This window comes from Microbacterium yannicii (assembly GCF_024055635.1).
GTDB classification, from domain to species: domain Bacteria; phylum Actinomycetota; class Actinomycetes; order Actinomycetales; family Microbacteriaceae; genus Microbacterium; species Microbacterium yannicii.
On record NZ_JAMXMB010000040.1, the window covers coordinates 97,937 to 113,736 of the forward strand.

Here is a 15,800-nt window from a genome sequence, read left to right on the forward strand (position 1 = left end):
CGGGTTCGGGGCTCGCACCGTGCCCCGGCACAGCCGTTGCCCGTGGGATCGGAGGTGGGGCTCCCGCAGCCTCAGGGGTCGGGAGCGGTGCCGCCCCGTCCGGCCGACGCGTGGCCGGCGGGCGCGCCGCCGCGTAGCCTGACGAGGGCCGGCTCCCCGCGGTGAGCCGAATCGGGGCGACACCCGCACCAGGAAACGAGGGCAGCGGAGCATGCTGAGCGAGCGCCGGTGGGACGCGATCGTGTGCATCGTCGCGGCGGTGATCGCCCTCGCGCTGGTCTTCCTGTTCGCGCCGTCGAGCGCTTCGCGCACGGTGGTCGGCCTCGCGGCGATCGGGCTCTTCGTGGCGGGGTATGCCGCGATCGGCCGCGCCGCCGTCGAACCGCCTCGAGCCGCATGGCGGTATCCCGCGTTCCTCTCCGTGGCCGCCGTCGCGGTGGGCATCGGCGTCGGAGCCGCGCCGTTCATGGCCATGCTCCAGACGCTCGCGTACCCGCTCGTGTGGGTCATCGGCGACTCCCGGCAGCGGGGGATCGGCGGATCGGTGGTCATCGCCGGCAGCGTGTTCGTCGGCGTCATCATCGGGTATGGCGCAGACATCGATTCGGTGCTCGCCGGGGCGACCACTGCCGTCTTCTCACTGGCCTTCGCAATCGCGATCGGGCTGTGGATCGCCCGCATCGCCGAGTACGGCGAGGAGCGCGAGCGCCTGCTGACCGAGCTGACGGCCGCGCAGGGGCAGGTGGAGGCGCTGAGCCGCGAGCGAGGCGCCTCGGCGGAGCGTGAGCGCCTGGCCCGCGACATCCATGACACGCTCGCGCAGACGCTCGCCGGCCTGGTGATCTTCGCCGAGCGGGCGGGTCGGCAGTCACGTGACGGACAGGCGGATGCCGCGGCCTCGACCATCGCGACCGTCGAGCAGGTGGCGCGCGACGCGCTGGCCGAGGCGCGGGCGCTCGTCGCCCGGACGGGGGCCGTGCCCCGCGAGCCCGCGTTCGCCGCCGCGGTGGAGCGCCTGGTGGAGCGGTTCCGCGCGCAGGGCCGCGCGGCGATCGAACTCGACACGGACGGCGTCGCCGCGAACCTCGATCGTGAGACGCAGGTGGTCCTCCTCCGCTGCCTGCAGGAGGCGCTGTCCAACGCCGCCAAGCACGCCGACGCCGACCTGGTGCGCGTCCGCGTCCGCGTCGAGCCGGACGGTCTCGCCGCGCTCGAGGTCACCGATGACGGCCGCGGCTTCGCGCCGGCCGCGCCCGGCGCGGGGTTCGGCCTCGACGGCATGCGGGAGCGCGTGGCGCTCGCCGGCGGTGCGTTCGAGGTGGCCTCGACGACCGGCGGCGGGACGGCGCTGCGCGTGCGCCTGCCGCCGGCACAGCCCGGCCGGCCCGATGATGTCCGTGGAGGCCCCGCATGATCCGCCTGCTCATCGCCGACGACCACCCCGTGGTGCGCGCCGGGCTGTCGGGCCTGCTCTCGGACGAGCCCGGCTTCGAGGTGGTGGCGGAGGCGTCCGACGGCGACGAAGCGGTGCGCTTCGCCGTCGCGACGCGGCCCGACGTGGTGCTGATGGACCTGCGGATGCCGCGCGTCGACGGTGTCGCCGCCACGGCGCGGATCGCCGCGGGCGAGGCGGGCGATCCGCCGCCGCGCGTGCTGATCCTCACCACCTACGAGTCCGACGACCAGATCCTTGCGGCCATCGAGGCGGGCGCCTCGGGGTATCTCCTCAAGGCGGCTCCGCAGGCGGAGATCGTCGCCGGCATCCGCTCGGTCGCGGCCGGGCAGTCGGCGCTCTCCCCGCAGGTGGCCGTGCGCCTGGTCGAGCGGATGCGCCGGCCGACGCCCGAGACCGTCCTCACCCCACGCGAACTCGATGTGCTGCGGCTCGTGGCGAGAGGCCACAGCAACAAGCAGATCGCCGTGGCGCTCGGCATCGGCGAATCGACCGTCAAGACGCACCTGCTCAAGATCTTCGAGAGGCTCGGCGTCACCGACCGCACGAGAGCCGCGACGCTGGCGATGGAGCGGGGCCTGCTCACCTAGCCGATGGACGACGGATGCCTCGGACCGGCCGGTCCGAGGCATCCGTCGTCTGAGAGCGTCAGTTGAACTGGTTCATCGTGTTGTGCTGTCCGCCGGCCTTCAGGGCCGCCTCGCCGGCGAAGTACTCCTTGTGGTTGTCGCCGAGGTCGCTGCCGGCCATGTTCTGGTGCTTGACCGTGGCGATGCCCTCGCGGATCTCGCGACGCTGCACGCCCTTCACATAGGCGAGCATGCCCTCGTCGCCGAAGTAGCCCTTGGCGAGGTCATCGGTCGACAGTGCCGCCGTGTGGTAGGTCGGCAGAGTGATGAGGTGGTGGAAGATCCCGGCACGGGCGGACCCTTCGCGCTGGAAGGTGCGGATCTTCTCGTCGGCCAGCCGCGCCAGCTCGGTGTCGTCGTACTGGACGTTCATCAGGTCGCCTCGGTCGTAAGCCGAGACGTCCTCGCCCTGCTCCGCGAGCAGGTCGTACGCCTGCTGGCGGAAGCTGAGCGTCCAGTTGAACGACGGGCTGTTGTTGTAGACGAGCTTCGCGTTCGGGATCTCCCTGCGGATCGCGTCGACCATGCCCGCGATCTGCTCGACGTGCGGCTTCTCGGTCTCGATCCACAGCAGGTCGGCACCGTTGCGCAGCGACGTGATGCAGTCCAGCACGACGCGCTCCTCTCCGGTTCCGGAGCGGAACTGGTACAGGTTGCTGGCCAGGCGCTTCGGGCGCAGCAGCCTGCCGTCGCGCTTGATGACGACGTCGCCGTTGCCGAGGTCGGCCCCAGAGATCTCTTCGACGTCGAGGAAGGAGTTGTACTGATCGCCGAGGTCGCCCGGTTCGTGCGTCACGGCGAGCTTCTGCGTGAGGCCGGCACCGAGCGAGTCGGTGCGCGCGACGATGATGCCGTTCTCGATGCCGAGCTCGAGGAACGCGTAGCGCACCGCGTTGAGCTTCGCGATGAAGTCCTCGTGCGGGACGGTGACCTTGCCGTCCTGGTGGCCGCACTGCTTCTCGTCCGACACCTGGTTCTCGATCTGGATGGCGCACGCACCCGCCTCGATCATCTTCTTGGCGAGGAGATATGTGGCCTCGGGATTGCCGAAACCGGCGTCGATGTCGGCGATGATCGGCACGACGTGGGTCTCGTAGTTGTCGATCTGCGACTGGATGAACTCGGCGGCGGTGTCGTCGCCCGCCGCGCGTGCCCCGTCGAGCTGGGTGAAGAGCAGGTCGAGCTCGCGCGCGTCGGCCTGGCGAAGGAAGGTGTAGAGCTCCTCGATGAGGGCCGGCACCGACGTCTTCTCGTGCATCGACTGGTCGGGAAGGGGACCGAACTCCGAGCGGAGCGCGGCGACCATCCAGCCCGACAGGTAGAGGTAGCGCTTGTTGGTGCTCTTCAGGTGCTTCTTGATCGAGATGAGCTTCTGCTGTCCGATGAAGCCGTGCCACACGCCGAGCGACTGCGTGTACACCGACGAGTCGGCGTCGTACTCGGCCATGTCGCGGCGCATGATGTCTGCCGTGTACTGGGCGATCTCGAGACCGGTCCGGAAGCGGTTCTGCGCGCGCATGCGGGCGGCGGACTCGGGGTCGATGGCGTCCCAACTGGAGCCGTGCTGCTCCTTGAGCGCCCGGATGGCTTCGATGTCGTCGGTATAGGCGGTCATGGTGTGTCCTTTGCGGTAGGTGGGTTCGTGTCCCGAGAAGCGGTCCTCGCGTCCCGATCTCCACCGGTCAAGCGGTGGAGATCGGGACACGAAGACGCGTCAGTCGGTCTCGATCAGGAAGCGGGAGTAGGCCGGCAGCGTCAGGAAGGCCGGGAAATCCTGGCCCAGGGCGACGTCGCGGAAGATCTCCGCCGCATCGTCGAAGCGGTCACCGCTGCTCCCTGAGCCTGTCGAAGGGCGCTGGACCTCGCCCAGCACCTGTGTGATCAGGCTCTCGACGTACTCGCGGGTGATCGCGGTGCCGTCGTCGGTGGTGCGGTCCTGGTGGATCCACTGCCACACCTGCGAGCGCGAGATCTCGGCGGTCGCGGCATCCTCCATGAGGTTGTCGATCGCCACGGCGCCGAGGCCCCGCAGCCACGCCTCGAGGTACCGGATGGCCACCGAAACGTTCGCGTGCACGCCGGCCGCCGTGACCGGACGGCCGATGTGCACGTCGATCAGGTCGGACGCGCTCACGCGCACCTCGGGACGCTGACGGTCGAGCTGGTTCGGGCAATCGCCCAGCACCGCGTCGAACTCGGCCCGCGCGACCGGGATCAGGTCGGGGTGGGCCACCCACGTGCCGTCGAAGCCGTCGCCGGCCTCGCGCTTCTTGTCGGCCGCGACCTTCTCGAAAGCCGTCGCCGTCACCTCGGGGTCACGGCGATTCGGGATGAACGCGCTCATGCCGCCGATCGCGAAGGCGCCGCGCTTGTGGCACGTCTGCACGAGCAGCTCCGTGTAGGACCGCATGAACGGCACGGTCATCGTGACCTCGCTCCGGTCGGGCAGCACGAACCGTGCGCCGCGTCCGCGGTAGTTCTTGATGATCGAGAAGATGTAGTCCCAGCGGCCGGCGTTGAGGCCCGCGCAGTGGTCGCGCAGCTCGAAGAGGATCTCCTCCATCTCGAACGCCGCCGGCAGCGTCTCGATGAGCACTGTCGCGCGGATCGTGCCGTGCGGGATGCCGACATACTGCTCGCTGAAGGTGAAGACGTCGTCCCACAGCTTCGCCTCGTCGCTCGACTCGAGCTTGGCGATGTAGAAGTACGGTCCACGGCCGTTCGCGATCAGCTGCTCGGCGTTGTGGAAGAAGTACAGCCCGAAGTCAACGAGCGAGCCCGACGCAGCCATCGTGCGGCCGCTGCGGTCGGTGAAGCGGATGTGCTGCTCCGGCAGGTGCCATCCGCGGGGACGCATCACGATGGTGGGCGTCTCAGTGGCCGTGACCTCGTAGCGCTTGCCTTCGGCGCTGGTGAACGAGAGCTCGCCGCGGATCGCGTCGCGCAGGCTGAGCTGGCCCTCGATCACGTTCTTCCACGTGGGACTGGTCGCGTCCTCCTGGTCGGCGAGCCACACCTTCGCGCCCGAGTTCAGCGCGTTGATGGTCATCTTCGGGTCGGTCGGACCGGTGATCTCGACGCGGCGGTCCTCGAGGCCCGGACCGGCCCCCGCGACCCGCCACTCGGCGTCCTCGCGGATGTGCCGGGTGTCGTCGCGGAACTGCGGGTCGTGCCCGTTGCCGATCTCGAAGCGGCGGCGCATGCGGTCGGCGAGCCGGTCGTGCCGACGGGCGCCGAAGCGGTGGTGCAGCTCCGTGAGGAACGCGATGGCCTCGGGAGTCAGGATCTCGTCGTACCGGGCCGGCATGCGGCCGGCGATCTCGATCGAGGGCTCCTGGGTCGTGGTGGGGATGGGGCCGGTGCGCGTACGCATCGGGGTGGCGGTTGCAGGTGTCATGTCCCTGTCTTCCTGTGAACGAATGTGCTGGGAGTGGGAGGATGCCGCACCCGGCATGTGGGCCGGGTCGAGGCATCCCATGATCCGCGTTCTGGATCAACCGTCGGTCTGTCGTGGAACCACTCTGCGGTGAAGTTCAGCCCTCCCACCCGCGATGTGGGCTGTGAACTTTTCCGCTATTTCTGCTTTCGTGACAGAATCGCCGCATGACGACGACGTTGACCGCCGATCGGCCCGGTGAACTCCCCGACGATGATGAGGTGGACCCCCTCACCATCGGCCGCCGCATCCGGCAGCTGCGCACCGACCGTGGCATGACGCTCGAAGAGCTCGCGGCGGCGGTCGAGCGCGCGCCCAGTCAGCTCTCGATGATCGAGAACGGTCGCCGCGAGCCGAAGCTCACGCTCCTGCAGGCCATCGCGCGGGCGCTCGGCTCATCGATCGAGGCGATCCTCGAGTCCGAGCCGCTGGACGAGCGGGCCACGCTCGAGATCTCGCTCGAGCGGGCCATGCGAGGTCAGACGTTCCAGGCGCTCGGCATCCCGCCATTTCGCATCGGGAAGACGGTGCCCACCGAGGCCCTCAAGGCGATGCTGGCGCTGCAGGGCGAGATCGAGCGGCTGCGCGACGAGCGCGCCGCGACGCCCGAAGAGGCGCGGCGGGCGAACGTCGCACTGCGCAAGCTCATGCGCACGCAGAACAACTACTTCGCCGAGCTGGAGCAGCAGGCGCGGGGGATCCTCGACGCCGTCGACCACCCGGGCGGCCCGCTCACGCAGCGGACGGCATCCGATATCGCCGCCCATCTCGGGTTCACGCTGCACTACGTGCCCGACCTGCCGCAGACGACCCGGTCGGTCGCCGACATCAAGAACGGGCGCCTGTACCTCTCGAGCCGCCTCACGACCAAGGGCGACCCGCGCACCGCCGTGCTGCAGGCCCTCTCGAGCCGGATCCTCGGGCATCGCGAGCCGACCTCGTACGCCGACTTCCTGCGCCAGCGCGTCGAGACCAACTACCTCACCGGCGCCCTCCTCATCCCCGAGGCGCACGCGGTGCCGTTCCTGCAGGAGGCCAAGAAAGACCGGTCGATCTCGATCGAGGACCTCCGCGACGCGTACTCGGTCTCGTACGAGACGGCGGCGCACCGCTTCACGAACCTCGCGACCGTGCACCTCGGCCTGCCCGTGCATTTCCTCAAGGTGCACGAGTCGGGCGTGATCACGAAGGTCTACGAGAACGACGACGTCAACTTCCCGACCGACCGCCTCGGCGCGATCGAGGGGCAGATGTGCTGCCGCAAGTGGACCTCGCGCGTCGTCTTCGACGTGGACGACCACTTCAACCCGTACTACCAGTACACCGACACGGGCAACGGCACCTACTGGTGCACCGCCCGCGTGGAGCTCTCGAGCGAAGGGGCGCACTCGGTGAGCGTGGGGGTGCGGTTCGACGACACGAAGTGGTTCCTCGGCCGCGACACCCCCAACCGGGGCGTCTCGACCCACTCGATGGAGGTGTGCTGCCGCCGTGCGCCCGCCGACCTCGAGTCTTCGTGGCGCGAGCACTCCTGGCCGAACGTGCGGACGCCGCGCACCCTGCTCGCCACGCTGCCCACGGGTGCCTTCCCGGGGGTCGACACCACCGACGTGTACGAGTTCCTCGAGGCGCACGCCCCGCGCTGACCGGCCGCTGGTAAGAGCAACGGATGCCGCGGGACGAAGCGCTCAACCCCCCGAGCCGGGCACTGGGGCCAGCTGTCCCGGTCACGGTCGCTGAGCGAGCGCCAGCGAGACGAAGCGCACCCCGCCGTGCTCGGTTTGAGCCGCCCGGCCCTGATCCGGTCGCTGAGCGAGCGCCAGCGAGACGAAGCGCTCAGCCCACCGGTCCGTCGAGGGCGCGCAGCGCCGCCCACAGCTCGGCGCGGGTCGCGAACGACGCCAAGTCGCGGCCGAGCACGCGCTCGATGAGCGCCAGTCGCGTGCGCACGGTGTGCCGGTGCACGCCGAGGGACTGGGCGGTCGCCTCGTGCGAGCAGTCGGCGTCGAGCCACACCTGCAGCGTGTCGAGGAGGTGCGTGCCCTGCGCGGAGTCGTGGTCGTACAGCGGCGCCAGCTCGGCCCGCGCGAGCGCCCGCGCGTCCTCGGTGAGCGCCGACAACACGCCGGCGCGCGCGACCTGGGCGAACGCGGTGATCGCACCCGTACCGCGGTCCCGGGCGACACGCGCCTGCCCGACCGCGGCGGCGAACGCGTCATAGCCGGCGGGATCCGATAGGCCGACGCGGACGTCGAAGCGGTCGACGAGGTCGTGGATGGCCGACGGATCGTCTGCGGGCACGACGAGCACGAGCCCGTCGTCGCCGCGCCCGAAGAACAGCGCACCGCGCCGCTCGTCGGCCCAGAGCTCCAGCAGCTCGGCGATGCCGTCGACGCGTGCGGCCGCGGCATCCGTCACCGCCACCACCACCGGCGCGGCCGGCAGTGGTCCCCACAGCTCGCGGGAGGTGCGGCGAGCCAGCCCCGGGTCTCCGCTCAGCAGCGACTGCACGAGGCCCGCCCGCAGCGCCGAGCGCGCGCGGCCGAGTCCCTGCTGCTGCTCGAGCGCCAGGCCGGCCATGGCGATCACCGCGGTGACGACGACGCGCCCCTCCTGGTCGAGATCGCCGGCGGCGATCGCGATCACGCCGCGCAGATGGCCGCCTCGTCCGAGCGTCTGGAGCGTGAAGGGCGTGTCGCCGAGGTGCAGCGACGATCCGGCACGGGCGCCGCGGTGGAGCACCCCGGTCACCTCGCGCTGCAGCGCGGCGGCCGTCTCGGCGTCGAGGGCGCCCGCGGGGTGCTCGCGTGCCAGCTCGCCGGCGGCGTCGAACATGCCCACCCAGGTGTCGAGCTGCTTGGCGAGCTCCGCCACGGTCGCGCCGAGCCCGTCGGGGCGGAGCGCCGCCAGGGCGATCGCGCGCTGCGCGGCGAGCGCCCAGCTGCGGCGGGCGTAGGCGTCGGCGGCGATCGCCTCGGCGTTCGCCCGCGCCACCGCGATGAACGGCGTGCGATACGGCACCTCGAACAGCGGCATCCGCTCGTCCCGGCACGCGTCGACCAGGGCCGGAGGGATGCCGTCGCGCACGACTTCCGTGCCGAAGCCGAGGCCGACGACACCCCGTGCCGCGAGACGGCGGACGTAGGCGCGGTACACCTCGGACGCACCGTCGCCCTGGGGGAACTGGGTGCCGGTGGTGAGCAGCACGAGCCCCTCGGAGAGGAACGGGGTGGGGTCGGCGAGATCCGAGCTGTGCACCCAGCGGATGGCCCTGTCCAAAGCCTGCGGGCCGGGGTCGTCGCCGGCCAGCGACAGCCGCAGGTCGCGGCGGGCGAGCAGCGCGCGGAGGGTGGGGGCGTCGGCATCCATGACGATCCGAGTGTACGGCCGGTACAGCGAGGCGGACAGAATGTACAACGAGGAGGGTGCGGGCGCTCGGCGGAGCGACATACGCTCCCCAGCATGAGCAGCGCAGCCGACATCGTCACAGAAACGCCCCTCGGCGGTCCGACCCTCCCGCAGGAGCGCCGCCTGGTCACCAGCATCCCCGGTCCCCGCTCGCAGGAGCTCCTCGACCGCAAGGCCGATGCCGTGGCGGCAGGAGTGGGTCACACCGCACCCGTCCACGCCGTGGCCGCGGGCGGCGGAGTCATCGTCGATGCCGACGGCAACTCGCTCATCGACCTCGGCTCGGGGATCGCGGTCACCACGATCGGCAACGCCCACCCGAAGGTGGTCGCGGCGGTGCAGGCGCAGGTCGCCCAGTTCACCCACACGTGCTTCATGATCGCGCCGTACGACTCCTACGTGTCGGTCGCCGAGGCGCTCAACCGCATCACGCCCGGTGATCACGCGAAGAAGAGCGCCCTGTTCAACTCGGGCGCCGAGGCGGTGGAGAACGCGGTCAAGATCGCCCGCAAGTACACCGGCAAGCAGGCCGTCGTCGCGTTCGACCACGGCTACCACGGCCGCACGAACCTCACGATGGCGCTGACCGCGAAGGCGATGCCGTACAAGAGCGGCTTCGGGCCCTTCGCGTCGGAGATCTATCGCGCGCCGCTGTCGTACCCGTACCGCGACGGGCTCACCGGTGCCGAAGCTGCCAAGAAGGCCATCTCGCTCATCGAGAAGCAGGTCGGCGCCGACAACCTCGCCGCCGTGATCATCGAGCCGATCCAGGGCGAGGGCGGCTTCATCGTCCCCGCCGACGGCTACCTTCCGGCGCTCGTCGACTGGTGCCGCGCGAACGACGTGGTGTTCATCGCCGACGAGATCCAGACCGGCTTCGCCCGCACGGGTGAGATGTTCGCGAGCGAGGTCTTCGGCATCGTCCCCGACCTCATCACCACCGCCAAGGGCATCGCGGGGGGTCTTCCGCTCGCGGCCGTCACCGGACGGGCGGAGATGATGGATGCCTCGCACGCGGGCGGCCTCGGCGGCACCTACGGCGGCAACCCCGTGGCCTGCGCCGCGGCGCTCGCCGCCATCGACGTGTTCGAGAACGACGGGATGCTCGAGCGCGCGCGTGAGATCGAGACCATCCTCAAGGGCCGCCTGCAGCAGCTGCAGGCCGCCGACCCCCGCGTCGGCGACGTGCGCGGCCACGGCGCGATGATCGCGGCCGAGTTCGTGGATCCCGCGACGGGAGAGCCGGATGCCGCGCTCACCGCCGCGGTCGCGAAGGCGTCCATCGCACAGGGCGTCATCGTGCTCACCTGCGGCACCTACGGGAACGTGATCCGTTTCCTGCCGCCGCTGTCGATCACCGACGATCTGCTCCACGAGGGCCTGGACGTCGTCGCCGCAGCGCTCGCGGCATCCTGATCCCTCCGATCCGCCTGAACCTCTGATCCTCGGATCGATCCCGCGGTGGCCCGACCGGCCGCCGCGGGGTACCGAACAACACGCGAGGTGCGCGAGCATGCGCGCCCTGACGAAGGAGTCCCCATGACCGAGCTGACCCGAGACGTCGTCATCGTCGGCGCCGGCGCCGCCGGCACCACCGCCGCCAACGAACTGAAGAAGGCCGGTCTGTCGGTCGTCGTGCTCGAGGCACGCGACCGCGTCGGCGGACGTCTGTGGACCGATGTCATCGACGGCGCCATGCTCGAGATCGGCGGCCAGTGGGTGTCGCCCGATCAGGACGCCCTCAAGGAGACGCTCGCCGAACTGGGGCTCGAGACCTACAGCCGCTACCGCGAGGGCGAGTCGGTGTACGTCGGCGCCGACGGCGCGTCGACCCGCTTCACGGGGGAGATGTTCCCCGTGGCGCCTGAGACCGAGCGTGTGATCGCCGAGATCACCGAGCGGCTGGACGCCATGGTCGCCGAGATCGACCCCGACCGGCCGTGGGCCCACGAGAAGGCCGCGGAATGGGACGCGATCACGTGGGATGCGTGGCTGCGCGCGCAGACCGACGACGATGAAGCCGTCCGCAACCTCGCATTCGCGACCGGCTCGGCCATGCTCACCAAGCCCACGCACGCGTTCTCGCTCCTGCAGTCGCTGCTGATGGCGGCCTCCGCGGGGTCGTACTCGAACCTCGTGGACGCCGACTTCATCCTCGACAAGCGCGTGGTGGGCGGCCTGCAGCAGGTTCCGCTGCTGCTGGCCGAGCGCCTCGGCGACGACGTGCTGCTCGGGCACCCGGTCCGCACGATCGCGTGGTCCCCTGCGACCGGCTCGGGGACGGGTGGGGTGACCGTCGAGGCCGACGGCGACCTGCGCGTGCACGCGCGGTACGTGATCCTCGCGCACGCGCCGGTGCTGTACAACCGCATCTCGTTCGTGCCCGCGCTGCCGCGCCTCCAGCACCAGATGCACCAGCACATCTCCATGGGCTTCGTGATCAAGGTGCACGCCGTCTACGACCGTCCGTTCTGGCGCGAGCACGGCCTCTCGGGCACGGCGTTCAGCCCGTACGAGCTCGTGCACGAGGCCTACGACAACACCAACCACGGAGACGACCGAGGAACCCTCGTCGGCTTCGTGTCGGACCGCAATGCGGACGACGTCTTCCGCCTCACTCCGGAGGAGCGCAGGGAGCGCATCCTCGCGTCGCTGTCGCACTACTACGGCGCCGAGGCCGAGAACCCGGTGGTGTACTACGAGAGCGACTGGGGCTCGGAGGAGTGGACCCGCGGCGCGTACGCCGCCAGCTTCGACATGGGCGGCCTGCACCGGTATGGCGCCGATGTGCGGGCGGCCGTCGGTCCCATCCACTTCGCCTGCAGCGACGTGGCCGGCGCCGGCTACCAGCACGTCGACGGCGCGATCCGCATGGGACGCCTGGCCGCTGCGAACATCATCGAAGCTGCCCGACGATGACCGCGCACGTGGTCGTCGGCTACACGGCGACGGATGCCGGCGCCGACGCCGTCGCGCTGGGGGTGCGTCTGGCTGCCGCGACCGGGGCCGCGCTCGATCTCGTGCTCGTGCTGCCGGGGGAGGACCGCAGCGTCATCACGCCGCCGGACGCGAGCTACGACCGCTACCTCGAAGCGCAGGCGGAGACGTGGCTCGCTGAGGCGGCCACGTCGATTCCGGATGCCGTGGCTCACGCCTCGCACGTGCGCTTCGGCGACTCCTTCGCCGAAGGGCTGATCGCCGCCGCGCACGAGCTCGAGGCTTCGCTCATCGTCGTGGGCGCGGCGAACGGCGGGCTGCGTGGCCGCCACCGCCTGGGGACGGTCGCCACCGAGCTGCTCCACTCCGCCGACGTCGCCGTCGCCCTGGCCCCGGAGGGCACACGGCAGACCCAGGTCACCGGCGTCAGTCGCGTCACGGCCGCGATCGGCACGCGGCCCGGCGCGAGCGCGCTCCTCGACGCGAGCGTCGCGATCGCCACCGCTGCCGGTGCACCTCTGCGGCTGCTGTCGCTCGTCTCGGTGGACCTGCCGGTCGGCGTCGACACCGGCGTGATCCGCATCGCGGGGGCCGCGCACGCCGATGACGTCCTCGGCAAGGCGCTCGACGCCCTTCCCGCGGATCTCGACGCCGATGTGGTCGTCGCGCGCGGCGACAGCATCGAAGACGCCGTCGCCCACCTGGCCTGGGAGCCGGGCGAGCTCGCCGTCGTCGGCTCCAGCAGGCTCGCGCAGCCCCGGCGCCTGTTCCTCGGCTCGACGGCGGCGAAGATGCTGCACGAGCTTCCCGTCCCGATGGTCGTCGTGCCGCGCACGTACGACAAGGAGAGCGCCCGCGCACTGTCGCGCGCCGTCGCCGAAGAAGGAGAACGCGCATGAGCGCTTCCCAGCAGACCGGCGCCGCGGCGCCGCTCGATGCCGGCGTCGACGCCGGCGGGTTGTCGAAGAAGGGGCTCAGCGCCGGCGCCGTCGGCGTGCTCGGCGCCGTCGTCATCGGCATCTCGACCATCGCCCCGGCCTACACGCTCACCGCGTCGCTCGGTCCCACGGTCGCCGTCGTCGGCACCCAGGTGCCCGCGATCATCCTCGTCGGCTTCATCCCGATGCTGCTGACGGCGTTCGGCTACCGCGAGCTCAACCGCGCGATGCCCGACTCGGGCACCTCGTTCACGTGGGGCGTCCGGGCGTTCGGTCCCTGGATCGGCTGGATGACCGGGTGGGGCCTCATCGCCGCCACCGTCATCGTCTTGTCGAACCTCGCCGGCATCGCCGTGGAGTTCCTGTTCCTGTTGATCTCGCAGCTGACCGGCAACCCCGACATCGCAGACCTCGCGTTCAATCCGTTCATCAATGTCGCCGTGTGCCTGCTGTTCATGCTGGGTGCCACCCTCATCTCCTACCGCGACATGCAGACCACGCAGAAGTTCCAGTACATCCTGGTGACCTTCCAGCTCGTCGTGCTGGTGCTGTTCGCGGTCGTCGCGATCGTCAAGGCGGTCTCGGGCGATGCCCCCGATCCGACCGCCTTCTCGTGGTCGTGGTTCAATCCGTTCGAGGTGCCGACCTTCAGCGCCTTCGCCGCGGGACTGTCGCTCTCGATCTTCATCTTCTGGGGCTGGGACGTCGTCCTCACCATGAACGAGGAGACGAAGAACCCGGCGAAGACCCCGGGCCGCGCCGCGATGCTCACCGTCGTGATCGTCGTCTCGCTGTACCTCCTGCTCTCGATCGGCCTGATGATGTTCGCGGGCGTCGGCACCGGCTCGCTGGGGCTGGCGAACGAGGAGATCTCGGCCAACGTGTTCTTCGCCCTGTCCGACCCGATCCTCGGGCCGCTCGCGTTCCTCGTGTCGCTCGCGGTGCTGTCGAGCTCGGCGGCCTCGCTGCAGTCGACCGCCGTCGGCCCTGCCCGGACGCTGCTGGCGATGGGGCACTACGGGGCGCTCCCCGGAAAGTTCGCGCGCGTCAGCCCCCGCTTCTTCACCCCGGGCTACGCCACCGTCGTGTCGGCGATCGTCGCGTCGGTGTTCTACGCCGTCATGCGCGTGGTGAGCGAGAACGTGCTCACCGACACGATCCTGTCGCTCGGCATGATGATCTGCTTCTACTACGGCCTCACCGCGTTCGCGTGCGTCTGGTACTTCCGCAGGCAGTGGTTCGATTCGGTGCGGAGCTTCTTCTTCACCTTCCTGTTCCCGCTGGTCGGCGGCGCCATCCTCGCTGTCCTGTTCGTGACGACCCTCATCGACTCGATGGACCCCGCCTACGGCAGCGGATCGAGCGTCTTCGGCCTCGGCCTGGTCTTCGTGCTGGGGGTCACCGTGATCCTGGTGGGCGTCGTGATCATGATCTGGCAGGCGATCAAGCGTCCGGCGTTCTTCCGCGGTGAGACACTCGGTATCGACGCACTCGAAAGCCTTCGACGCGTCCGTCGCTGACGGGCAGACTGTCCCCCATCCATCCGATCGGAGAGCAAGCATGACCGACTACGCCGTCGTGAACCCGGCCACGGGCGAGACCCTGGCCACGTATCCGACCATCACCGACGAGGCCCTCGAGACCGCGATCGCGGGAGCGGATGCCGCCTACCGCACCTGGCGCGATCAGCCGGTCGCCGAGCGCGCAGCGGGCATCCGCAAGGTCGCCGACCTGCACCGCGAGCGGCGCGACGACCTCGCCGCGATCATCGTGCGCGAGATGGGCAAGCCGCTGGAGGCCGCGCTCGGCGAGGTCGACTTCGCCGCCGACATCACGGAGTACTACGCGGACCACGCGGAGAAGATCACCGGCGACCAGCCCATCGACATCGACGGCGAGGGCACCGCCGTCATCCGGCGCACGCCCCTCGGCGTGCTGCTGGGGATCATGCCGTGGAACTTCCCGTACTACCAGGTGGCCCGCTTCGCGGCACCGAACATCGTGGTGGGCAACACGATCCTGCTCAAGCACGCGCCGCAGTGCCCGGAGTCGGCCGCCGCGATCGCGGCGATCTACGCCGACGCGGGACTCGAGGGCGTTTACACGAACATCTACGCGACGAACGACCAGGCCGCCGCCGTCATCGCCGACCGCCGGGTGCAGGGCGTCTCGGTGACCGGCTCCGAGCGCGCCGGCGCGGCGGTCGCCGAGATCGCCGGCCGCAACCTCAAGAAGGTCGCGCTCGAACTGGGCGGGTCGGACCCCTTCATCCTGCTCTCGACCGACGATCTCGACAGCGCTGTGGAGGCGGCGGTCGCCGCTCGTCTCGACAACACGGGTCAGTCGTGCAACGCGGCCAAGCGGTTCATCGTCGTCGACGGCCTGTACGACGCGTTCCTCGAGAAGTTCACCGCGGCGATGTCGGGTGCGAAGGTCGGCGACCCGTTCGCCGATGACACCGTGCTCGGCCCGCTGTCGTCCGTCACGGCCGCGGAGCGCCTGGCCGAGCAGGTCGACAGGGCGGTGTCGCAGGGAGCGACCCTCGTGACCGGCGGCACGCGCGACGGCGCGTTCTACCCCGGCACGGTCCTCGCCGATGTCACGAGCGACATGGACGCGTACCGTGAGGAGTTCTTCGGACCCGTGGGCGTCGTCTACAAGGTCGCCGACGAAGACGCCGCCGTGGCGCTCGCCAACGACACCAGCTACGGCCTGGGTTCGTACGTCTTCACCACCGACGAGGAGCAGGCCAAGCGGGTCGCCGACAGGATCGACGCCGGGATGGTCTACGTCAACGTCGTGCTCGCCGACGAGCCGGGTCTGCCGTTCGGCGGCGTGAAGCGCTCCGGCACCTCGCGCGAGATGGGCCTGCTCGCCGCCGACGAGTTCGTCAACAAGAAGCTCATCCGCGTCGGCGCCTGACCTGCTGACGTCGAGACCGGGGAATCCCGTCGAGACCGAGGGCATCGCCCCCGGTCTCGACGGCATTCCCCGGTCTC

The 15,800-nt window shown here is 70.3% G+C and carries 11 protein-coding genes; 8 read left to right on the plus strand and 3 right to left on the minus strand.

Annotated features, from left to right (window positions below; translation table 11 throughout):
- Positions 1-211 precede the first annotated feature (211 nt).
- Positions 212-1,414: a sensor histidine kinase gene (locus tag NCG93_RS18165; RefSeq protein WP_194413139.1), complete on the plus strand. Its 1,203-nt coding sequence runs from the start codon at positions 212-214 to the stop codon at positions 1,412-1,414.
- Positions 1,411-2,043: a response regulator gene (locus NCG93_RS18170; protein WP_194413140.1), complete on the plus strand. Its 633-nt coding sequence runs from the start codon at positions 1,411-1,413 to the stop codon at positions 2,041-2,043. Before NCG93_RS18165 ends, NCG93_RS18170 begins: the two co-directional genes overlap by 4 nt.
- A gap of 58 nt (positions 2,044-2,101) precedes the next feature.
- On the opposite strand, the gene NCG93_RS18175 is transcribed toward NCG93_RS18170, so the two are convergent.
- Entirely contained in the window at positions 2,102-3,697 is a 1,596-nt protein-coding gene (locus NCG93_RS18175) for an isocitrate lyase (RefSeq protein ID WP_194413141.1), read from the minus strand.
- Between the two features lie 99 nt (positions 3,698-3,796).
- Positions 3,797-5,455, minus strand: a complete 1,659-nt coding sequence (gene aceB, locus NCG93_RS18180; protein ID WP_194413776.1) for a malate synthase A — start codon at positions 5,453-5,455, stop codon at positions 3,797-3,799.
- Between the two features lie 230 nt (positions 5,456-5,685).
- Here aceB and NCG93_RS18185 point away from each other — a divergent pair, with 230 nt between their 5' ends.
- Complete coding sequence (locus NCG93_RS18185) at positions 5,686-7,164, plus strand: helix-turn-helix transcriptional regulator (protein WP_206687313.1); 1,479 nt, start codon at positions 5,686-5,688, stop codon at positions 7,162-7,164.
- A 190-nt stretch (positions 7,165-7,354) separates the two neighbouring features.
- On the opposite strand, the gene NCG93_RS18190 is transcribed toward NCG93_RS18185, so the two are convergent.
- Positions 7,355-8,887 carry a PucR family transcriptional regulator gene (locus NCG93_RS18190; protein ID WP_241741592.1) on the minus strand — a complete coding sequence of 511 codons (1,533 nt, stop codon included), beginning with the start codon at positions 8,885-8,887 and terminating at the stop codon, positions 7,355-7,357.
- 93 nt (positions 8,888-8,980) lie between these two features.
- Between NCG93_RS18190 and gabT the strand changes: the two genes are divergently transcribed.
- The 5 genes from gabT (at position 8,981) to NCG93_RS18215 (ending at position 15,723) form a co-directional block, all read left to right on the plus strand.
- On the plus strand, positions 8,981-10,342 hold the full coding sequence (gabT, locus tag NCG93_RS18195) for a 4-aminobutyrate--2-oxoglutarate transaminase (protein ID WP_194413143.1): 1,362 nt from the start codon (positions 8,981-8,983) through the stop codon (positions 10,340-10,342).
- A 123-nt stretch (positions 10,343-10,465) separates the two neighbouring features.
- Positions 10,466-11,845, plus strand: coding sequence for a flavin monoamine oxidase family protein (locus tag NCG93_RS18200; RefSeq protein ID WP_194413144.1), 1,380 nt, complete (start codon positions 10,466-10,468; stop codon positions 11,843-11,845).
- Positions 11,842-12,762: a universal stress protein gene (locus NCG93_RS18205; protein WP_194413145.1), complete on the plus strand. Its 921-nt coding sequence runs from the start codon at positions 11,842-11,844 to the stop codon at positions 12,760-12,762. The genes NCG93_RS18200 and NCG93_RS18205 overlap by 4 nt, the downstream gene beginning before the upstream one ends.
- Positions 12,759-14,321, plus strand: coding sequence for an APC family permease (locus NCG93_RS18210; RefSeq protein ID WP_194413146.1), 1,563 nt, complete (start codon positions 12,759-12,761; stop codon positions 14,319-14,321). The genes NCG93_RS18205 and NCG93_RS18210 overlap by 4 nt, the downstream gene beginning before the upstream one ends.
- A 40-nt stretch (positions 14,322-14,361) precedes the next feature.
- Positions 14,362-15,723, plus strand: a complete 1,362-nt coding sequence (locus NCG93_RS18215) for an NAD-dependent succinate-semialdehyde dehydrogenase (RefSeq protein WP_194413147.1) — start codon at positions 14,362-14,364, stop codon at positions 15,721-15,723.
- The last annotated feature ends 77 nt before the right edge of the window (positions 15,724-15,800 follow it).

Bases quoted from the DNA above. Each gene is read 5' to 3' on its own strand.
- NCG93_RS18210 (WP_194413146.1), top strand. From the start codon at position 12,759: ATGAGCGCTTCCCAGCAGACCGGCGCCGCGGCGCCGCTCGATGCCGGC.
- NCG93_RS18170 (WP_194413140.1), top strand. From the start codon at position 1,411: ATGATCCGCCTGCTCATCGCCGACGACCACCCCGTGGTGCGCGCCGGG.
- NCG93_RS18190 (WP_241741592.1), bottom strand. From the start codon at position 8,887: ATGGATGCCGACGCCCCCACCCTCCGCGCGCTGCTCGCCCGCCGCGAC.
- NCG93_RS18185 (WP_206687313.1), top strand. From the start codon at position 5,686: ATGACGACGACGTTGACCGCCGATCGGCCCGGTGAACTCCCCGACGAT.
- gabT (WP_194413143.1), top strand. From the start codon at position 8,981: ATGAGCAGCGCAGCCGACATCGTCACAGAAACGCCCCTCGGCGGTCCG.
- NCG93_RS18205 (WP_194413145.1), top strand. From the start codon at position 11,842: ATGACCGCGCACGTGGTCGTCGGCTACACGGCGACGGATGCCGGCGCC.
- NCG93_RS18175 (WP_194413141.1), bottom strand. From the start codon at position 3,697: ATGACCGCCTATACCGACGACATCGAAGCCATCCGGGCGCTCAAGGAG.
- NCG93_RS18200 (WP_194413144.1), top strand. From the start codon at position 10,466: ATGACCGAGCTGACCCGAGACGTCGTCATCGTCGGCGCCGGCGCCGCC.
- NCG93_RS18165 (WP_194413139.1), top strand. From the start codon at position 212: ATGCTGAGCGAGCGCCGGTGGGACGCGATCGTGTGCATCGTCGCGGCG.
- NCG93_RS18215 (WP_194413147.1), top strand. From the start codon at position 14,362: ATGACCGACTACGCCGTCGTGAACCCGGCCACGGGCGAGACCCTGGCC.
- aceB (WP_194413776.1), bottom strand. From the start codon at position 5,455: ATGCGTACGCGCACCGGCCCCATCCCCACCACGACCCAGGAGCCCTCG.